6 protein-coding genes are annotated in these 6741 nt (G+C 37.8%); 1 reads left to right on the forward strand and 5 read right to left on the reverse strand.

Features of this window, described 5'->3' with window-relative positions:
* Nucleotides 1-56: 56 nt before the first annotated feature.
* Entirely contained in the window at nt 57-1964 is a 1908-nt protein-coding gene (gene mnmG / locus BCR24_RS08660; RefSeq protein ID WP_069640154.1) for a tRNA uridine-5-carboxymethylaminomethyl(34) synthesis enzyme MnmG, read from the reverse strand.
* Nucleotides 1965-1977: 13 nt separating this feature from the next.
* Nucleotides 1978-3375, reverse strand: a complete 1398-nt coding sequence (mnmE, locus tag BCR24_RS08665) for a tRNA uridine-5-carboxymethylaminomethyl(34) synthesis GTPase MnmE (protein WP_069640155.1) — start codon at nt 3373-3375, stop codon at nt 1978-1980.
* Between the two features lie 279 nt (nt 3376-3654).
* On the opposite strand from mnmE, the gene BCR24_RS08670 reads away from it, so the two are divergent.
* Nucleotides 3655-3996, forward strand: a complete 342-nt coding sequence (locus tag BCR24_RS08670) for a hypothetical protein (protein WP_069640156.1) — start codon at nt 3655-3657, stop codon at nt 3994-3996.
* A gap of 272 nt (nt 3997-4268) precedes the next feature.
* Here BCR24_RS08670 and jag read toward each other — a convergent pair whose 3' ends face one another.
* The 3 genes from jag to rnpA are packed head-to-tail and all read right to left on the reverse strand — an operon-like array spanning nt 4269 to nt 6233.
* Nucleotides 4269-5036, reverse strand: a complete 768-nt coding sequence (gene jag, locus BCR24_RS08675) for an RNA-binding cell elongation regulator Jag/EloR (protein WP_069640157.1) — start codon at nt 5034-5036, stop codon at nt 4269-4271.
* A 15-nt stretch (nt 5037-5051) separates the two neighbouring features.
* The gene (locus tag BCR24_RS08680) at nt 5052-5879 is read right to left on the reverse strand and encodes a YidC/Oxa1 family membrane protein insertase (RefSeq protein WP_069640158.1); all 828 of its coding nucleotides are present in this window, start codon (nt 5877-5879) and stop codon (nt 5052-5054) included.
* Nucleotides 5880-5894: 15 nt separating this feature from the next.
* Nucleotides 5895-6233: a ribonuclease P protein component gene (gene rnpA, locus BCR24_RS08685; RefSeq protein WP_069640159.1), complete on the reverse strand. Its 339-nt coding sequence runs from the start codon at nt 6231-6233 to the stop codon at nt 5895-5897.
* Nucleotides 6234-6741: the final 508 nt, after the last annotated feature.

Genomic DNA, 6741 nt, shown 5'->3' on the forward strand with positions numbered 1-6741 from the left:
TCAAAACCGTATTCAATTTCTTTATGGTTTATATTGAACTCGTGTAACCCTTGCTATTATTCACTTTTAGAAGTGGTTTTCGCAATCTTCCCTTGTTCGATATAGACCATCAAAATCGAAACGTCGGCCGGATTGACACCACTGATCCGACTTGCTTGGGCAATTGTTTCTGGTTGGATTTTTTGTAATTTTTGTTTGGCTTCTGTCGCTAAACCGTTGATTGCTTCGTAATCAATATTTTCTGGAATTCGTTTGGCTTCCATTCGTTTTAGTTTATCAACTTTGTCCAACGCTTTTTTGATATAGCCTTCGTATTTTATTTGAATTTCTACTTGTTCAATCACTTTATTATCCAGTTCTTCTTGTGCTGCTGGAATAAATTGTGTCACTTCGTAATACGACATTTCCGGACGTTTTAAGAAGTCGCTGGCTAAGACTCCATCTTTCAATGGAACAGATCCTTTTGCCTCTAAAAATGCTTGTACATCCGCTGTAGGTTTCACTCTGACTGAACTTAAGCGTGTGATTTCTGCTTCAACAGCTTTTTTCTTTTCAAGATAGGCTGTATATTGGTCTTCTTTCACTAACCCAATAGCATGACCTTGTTCTGTCAAACGTAAATCTGCATTATCATGACGTAAAATCAACCGGTATTCCGCTCTTGATGTTAATAAACGATAAGGTTCGTTGGTTCCTTTTGTTACTAGATCGTCGATCATTACACCAATGTAGCCATCACTACGTTTCATCACGAATGGTTCTTTGCCTTGTACTTTAAGTGCTGCATTGATTCCTGCAATCAATCCTTGGCCTGCTGCTTCTTCATAACCGCTCGTGCCATTGGTTTGACCTGCTGTAAATAAGCCGTCGATGACTTTTGTTTCTAAGGTTGGACGCAATTGATGCGGCACGACCACATCATATTCAATTGCATAGCCTGTACGCATCATTTCAGCTTTTTCTAACCCGGCAATCGAATGTAGTATATCCGTTTGAACATCTTCTGGTAAAGAAGTTGACAGCCCTTGAACATAGACTTCCTCTGTATTCAAGCCTTCTGGTTCTAAGAATAGTTGATGACGAGGTTTGTCCGAAAAACGAACGATTTTGTCTTCGATCGATGGACAATAACGTGCGCCTACTCCTTCTACGATTCCGGTAAACATTGGTGCGCGGTGTAGATTGTCTTGAATGATTTCATGCGTTCCTTCATTCGTATAGGTCAACCAACAAGAACGTTGATCTAAATTATAGGCATCATCTGGCGTACTGAAACTAAAATGATTTGGTTCTTCATCGCCTGGTTGTTCTTCTGTCACTGAATAGTCGATCGTACTAGATTTCACACGTGGTGGTGTTCCAGTCTTGAAACGATCCATTTCAAGGCCTAGCTCTTTTAAATGATCCGCTAAACCAATTGATGGTAAAGAATTGTTAGGCCCAGAAGAATATTTTAATTCACCGATGATGATTTCTCCGCGCAGTGCAGTTCCAGCTGTAATGATCACCGCTTTACTTTGGTATTGTGCGCCTGTTGTTGTGATAACGCCTTTGCAAATACCGTCTTCTACGAGCAAGCGCTCCACGATTCCTTGTCTTAATGATAAGTTGTCCGTACGCTCAATCGTGTGTTTCATTTCAGTAGCGTAAGCATGTTTGTCCGCTTGGGCGCGCAAGGCGCGAACGGCCGGACCTTTTCCAGTGTTTAGCATCCGCATTTGGATGTATGTTTTGTCTATATTATGACCCATTTCGCCGCCTAAGGCATCGATTTCTCGAACCACGACGCCTTTAGCTGGACCTCCCACAGACGGATTACATGGCATAAAGGCCACCATATCTAAATTGATTGTTAAAAGCAGCGTTTTGCTGCCCATGCGAGCGGATGCTAAGGCCGCTTCTGAGCCTGCGTGCCCTGCTCCGACTACGATTACATCATACGATTCTGCTTTAAATTGATTCATCGACTCTTCCTTTCTATTTTCCTAAACAAAATTGACTGAATAATTGGGTGATTAGTTCGTCTTGAACACTGTCACCGACGATTTCACCTAAAAAGTCCCAGCAACGTGTCATATCCATTTGAACGAGATCCACAGGCATTCCAGCTTCGATTCCTCGAATCACTTCATCTAATGCGAGCGCTGCTTGATCTAGTAAAGCAATGTGACGGGTATTGGATACATAGGTTGCATCTTTTTCTCCAGTTTGTCCACCGAAGAAAAGATCAGCGATTTTTAATTCCAACTGTTCCATCCCTGTGTTAGATAAGACTGACACAGGTAAAATTTCTTCATTATTAACAAGTTGTGTTAATTCTTCTCGATTTAGTTGAGTAGGTAAATCCATCTTATTCAGTAGGATCACTCGTTTTAATCCGTCTGTTGCTATCAATAATTGACGATCTTCTGCTGTTAGTGGTTCATTTTGATTCAAGACCAATAAAATCAAATCAGATTCAGCTAATGCTTTACGGCTACGTTCCACACCGATCCGCTCTACGATGTCTTCCGTTTCTCGGATACCTGCTGTATCGATCAATTTCAATGGAACGCCACGGACGTTGACATATTCTTCGATCACATCACGCGTTGTGCCAGCGATATCTGTTACGATGGCTTTTTCTTCACGTAATAAATGATTTAATAAGCTTGATTTCCCAACATTTGGACGACCGATGATCGCCGTATTTAATCCTTCACGCAGAATTTTTCCTTGTTTAGCTGTTGTTAGTAATCCTTCGATCTGGGCTTTAACAAAACCTGCTTTTTCAAGTAATAATTTAGTCGTTAATTCTTCCACATCATCATATTCGGGATAATCGATATTTACCTCAACTTGAGCTAATGTTTCTAAAATTTCTTGTCTTAAAGAACGAATTAAGGAAGATAAATTTCCATCTAATTGATCCAAAGCCACGTGCATCGCTCGGTCTGTTTTCGCCCGAATCAAATCCATCACAGCTTCTGCTTGTGACAAATCCATTCGACCATTTAAGAAGGCTCTCTTTGTAAATTCACCTGGTTCAGCTAAACGTGCGCCTTCTCTTAATAATAGCTGCAATAATTGGTTCACAACGACGATCCCACCGTGACAGTTGATTTCCACCACATCTTCTCTAGTAAATGTTTTTGGTGCCCGCATCACTGAAACCATCACTTCATCCAGCAAGCTATCATCTTTGGGATCAAGGATGTGCCCATAATGGATTGTATGTGTGGGAACCTCTAACAATTGTTTACTTCCAGATCGGTAAACTTTATCGGCAATCTTGATTGCTTCATCACCGCTTAAACGAACAATGCTGATTGCTCCTTCACCAGGCGGTGTTGAAATTGCGGCGATTGTATCGAACTCTAGCGTTATTTGTTGCATGATTAACTTCCTTTCATTGATGGATTGAGATGTTTTTTGCGTAATAATTACTATGTATGAAGCCATTTTTGGCTACAAAAAAAGCGCCCACTCCACCCCTTATTTTTTCAGGTTGGATCTAGCACTTTCACTGCGTCAATTCCTATTAATTTCATGACATAGAATAGCATATTTTTTATTTTTTCGCAACATTGTTTATTTAAGAAGGTTGTTCTTTAACTTTGCATTTATTTTACATTCTCTTTAAAATAAACGTAACAAGACGAGGAGGTTCCTACTATGAAACAAACAAAAAGAGACGAACTAAACGAACAAGAATTAGAGAATCGTTTAAGTGGAATCACGTTATCTACGGGAAATGTGAATAAAAAGTATATCGTTCGGGATATTGTTTTTGCAACAGATCGAATTGAGACAGACTTATTTTCACCTGAAGTTAATCCAAATGATGTGTTTAGTGGTGTCTACCGCCAGCTGAAAGTGATCGCATTTGAGTATGAAGCAGATGCTGTTATCAATTGTCACTTTGAAGAAAAATATGTAGAGTACCAAGGAAAATGGGTCGTGGAAATATTTGCTTATGGAACTGTGGTTCAATTTACTCAAACGACGATTGGTTGATTATTCTTTAAGAAAAAAGGAAGAGCTTTAATTAGCTTTTCTTTTTTTAATAGAATATAGAAAAAACCTGATTCTAAAAGAACCAGGCTGGAAGAAGCACAAATGCTCCAACTACTTTATCATCGTATTTTGTACGTTGATAAGAATGATTTCGTTTAAAATATACTTTGTTTCATAGTATTTGTCAATGTGTTTTTTAGTGCTGTACCGTGATTTCAACAAAAAATGACCCTTTAAAAAATTGCTTTTTTAAAGGGTCATCAACTTTATTATTAATATTTTTTAACTGGTTCAACAACTAGGTAACGATAAGGTTCATCGCCTTCTGAGTGCGTTTTGATATGGTCATCTTTGCTTAGCGTAAAATGAATTTGCTTTCTTTCAAATGCTGGCATCGGTTCTAGAAAAACTGGACGCCCTGTTTGTTTAACCTTCTCTGCTGTTCTTTCCGCTAAACGCTGTAAAATCGCTTGGCGTTTTTCACGATAATCACCAACATTTACCACTACAGACAATTTATTCTTAGCAGCACGATGAACAAAAACTTGTGCTAAATATTGCATCGCATTTAAAACTTTTCCGTGTTTCCCAATCAAAATCCCTTGTTTATCTGTATCTAAATGGAAAACCAATAATCCATCTTTACGTTCTAAACGGACTAAAGCTGGTGCATTCAATTCTTTTGAGATCGCGGTTAAATACATAGCTAACTCAGTGATTGCTTCTTCATCTTCTAGGTTTTCCAAGACTTTTGTTTCTGAGGGATCAGCCTTATGCACTAATAATTCTTCAAAAGCTGTCTCAGCTTTGACTTCCTCATCAGTCACAATGATATCTTCAACTGTCTCTTCAATGGCTTCTGCGATTTGTTCACTGACTGTAGGTTCAATTGATACTTGAGCAAATTTTTTACCAAAACCCAAGAACCCCTTTTTAGCATCTGTGATCACGTTGATCTCTACATCTTCTTTTGACAAATTCAGTGCGTGCAACCCTTTATTTGTTGCTTCTTCAATTGTGTTTCCCTCATAAACCGGCATCTGGAAAACCTCCTTTTATTTTTTCTTATTTTTTTTCTTAGGATTCATTGCTTTCTTCAATGCTCGCTCGCGTTCTTTTACTTGTCGCTCTGCTTCTGCTCGTTCTTTGCGGATTTTGAATGGATTGTTGATCAATAAAGTTTGACCTACTTGGAAAGCATTTGAAACCACCCAGTAAAGGGATAGTCCACTGGCTAAGCTCATCCCCATCACAAAAATCATAACGGGCATGACAAAATTCATGATTTTCAATGAAGCATTTGATTCGATTTGACTCATACTTGTTAAATAACTGCTGGCAAATGTAAAGACTGCCGCAAGAATCGGTAAAATTAGATAGGGATCGGGTTGACCTAAATTCAACCACATGAAACTTCCTTGCTTCAATTCTGGAACGCGAGAAATGGATTGATATAACGCCATCATGATTGGCATTTGAATCAATAATGGTAAACAACCTGCATATGGGTTTACATTATTTTCTGCATATAGTTTTTGTTGTTCTTCACGGAATAAACGTTGTGTTTCTGGATCTTTTGATGAATATTGTTTTTGTAGCGCTTTTAATTTAGGTTGTAATTCTTGTGTTTTGCGCATACTTTTGGTTTGGAAATGCATCAATGGTAATAAGATAATCCGAATCACTAATGTAAATAGGATGATCCCAACACCTGTATTTGCTGAAATGGATAAAAATTTAATTGCTTCAGCGAAATAATAGACAATATAGCGATCCCAAATTCCTGTACTACTCTCGTTAATCGGAGCTGTTCCACAGGCAGATAATACGAAAACAAGCGTTACTAAACCTGCCATCAATAATAAGCGTTTATACTTCTTCACAAAACTGTTCCTCTCTTATTTCAAAATTTTTGCAAGTTTTAAAACATGCTTGATATTACTATGAACTTCTTCAGATGTTAACTTGTCGATACCTGGTCGTGCAATAATAATAAAATCGCACATCGGATCGATTGATTCTTTCAATTGGTAGATCGATGTACGGATTTTACGCTTTACAGCATTTCTAACTACGGCATTACCGATTTTCTTCCCGACGGAAATTCCGACCCGAAAATGTTTTTGTTCCGGTTTTTCCAATACGTATACAACAAATCTTCGATTTGCGCAAGACTGTTTATGCTGAAAGACAGTTTGAAATTCTTTCTCTTTTTTTACTCTATAGGATTTCTTCATCTGCATCCCTTTGTTTCTTTCTATCGTTCTTTTTTACTCACTCTATAATAATAGCATATTTCGGTCATTTTTTTTCAAATTTCAGGGAAAATATCCAGAGATTTTAGTATTAATGACTTCAAATTCATATAGTATCATTTTTTTGCTTTTTTTTCACTTTATTTCTTGTTGTAGCGAAATACTTTTGGAAAAATCACTTGCTGCATTTTCTATTTTTTTAGCAATTCATTAATTAGATTGCTACGCTTCTTAGATATAGCTATTCCTGTTCATCATCCACTCTGGCTAAGCTCCATGAGCTCAGTTTTTTTCTAGCTATTTACTTCTCTGCTTTTTATTAAAGTGCTATCTTGATGTAGTGATTCTCTACTTAGGTAACTTCGCTCACTACGTTCGCCAAGTATTGTTCATCATCCACTCTGGCTAAGCTCCATGAGCTCAGTTTTTTTCTAGCTATTCACTTTCTCTGCTTTTTATTAAAGTGCTATCTTGATGTAGTGATTCTCTA

Origin of the sequence: Enterococcus ureilyticus (genome assembly GCF_001730315.1) — a bacterium.
Taxonomy (GTDB): domain Bacteria; phylum Bacillota; class Bacilli; order Lactobacillales; family Enterococcaceae; genus Enterococcus_L; species Enterococcus_L ureilyticus.

Excerpts from the sequence above, each read along its gene's own strand:
- mnmG (WP_069640154.1), bottom strand. The coding sequence starts at position 1,964 with ATGAATCAATTTAAAGCAGAATCGTATGATGTAATCGTAGTCGGAGCA.
- mnmE (WP_069640155.1), bottom strand. The coding sequence starts at position 3,375 with ATGCAACAAATAACGCTAGAGTTCGATACAATCGCCGCAATTTCAACA.
- BCR24_RS08670 (WP_069640156.1), top strand. The coding sequence starts at position 3,655 with ATGAAACAAACAAAAAGAGACGAACTAAACGAACAAGAATTAGAGAAT.
- jag (WP_069640157.1), bottom strand. The coding sequence starts at position 5,036 with ATGCCGGTTTATGAGGGAAACACAATTGAAGAAGCAACAAATAAAGGG.
- rnpA (WP_069640159.1), bottom strand. The coding sequence starts at position 6,233 with ATGAAGAAATCCTATAGAGTAAAAAAAGAGAAAGAATTTCAAACTGTC.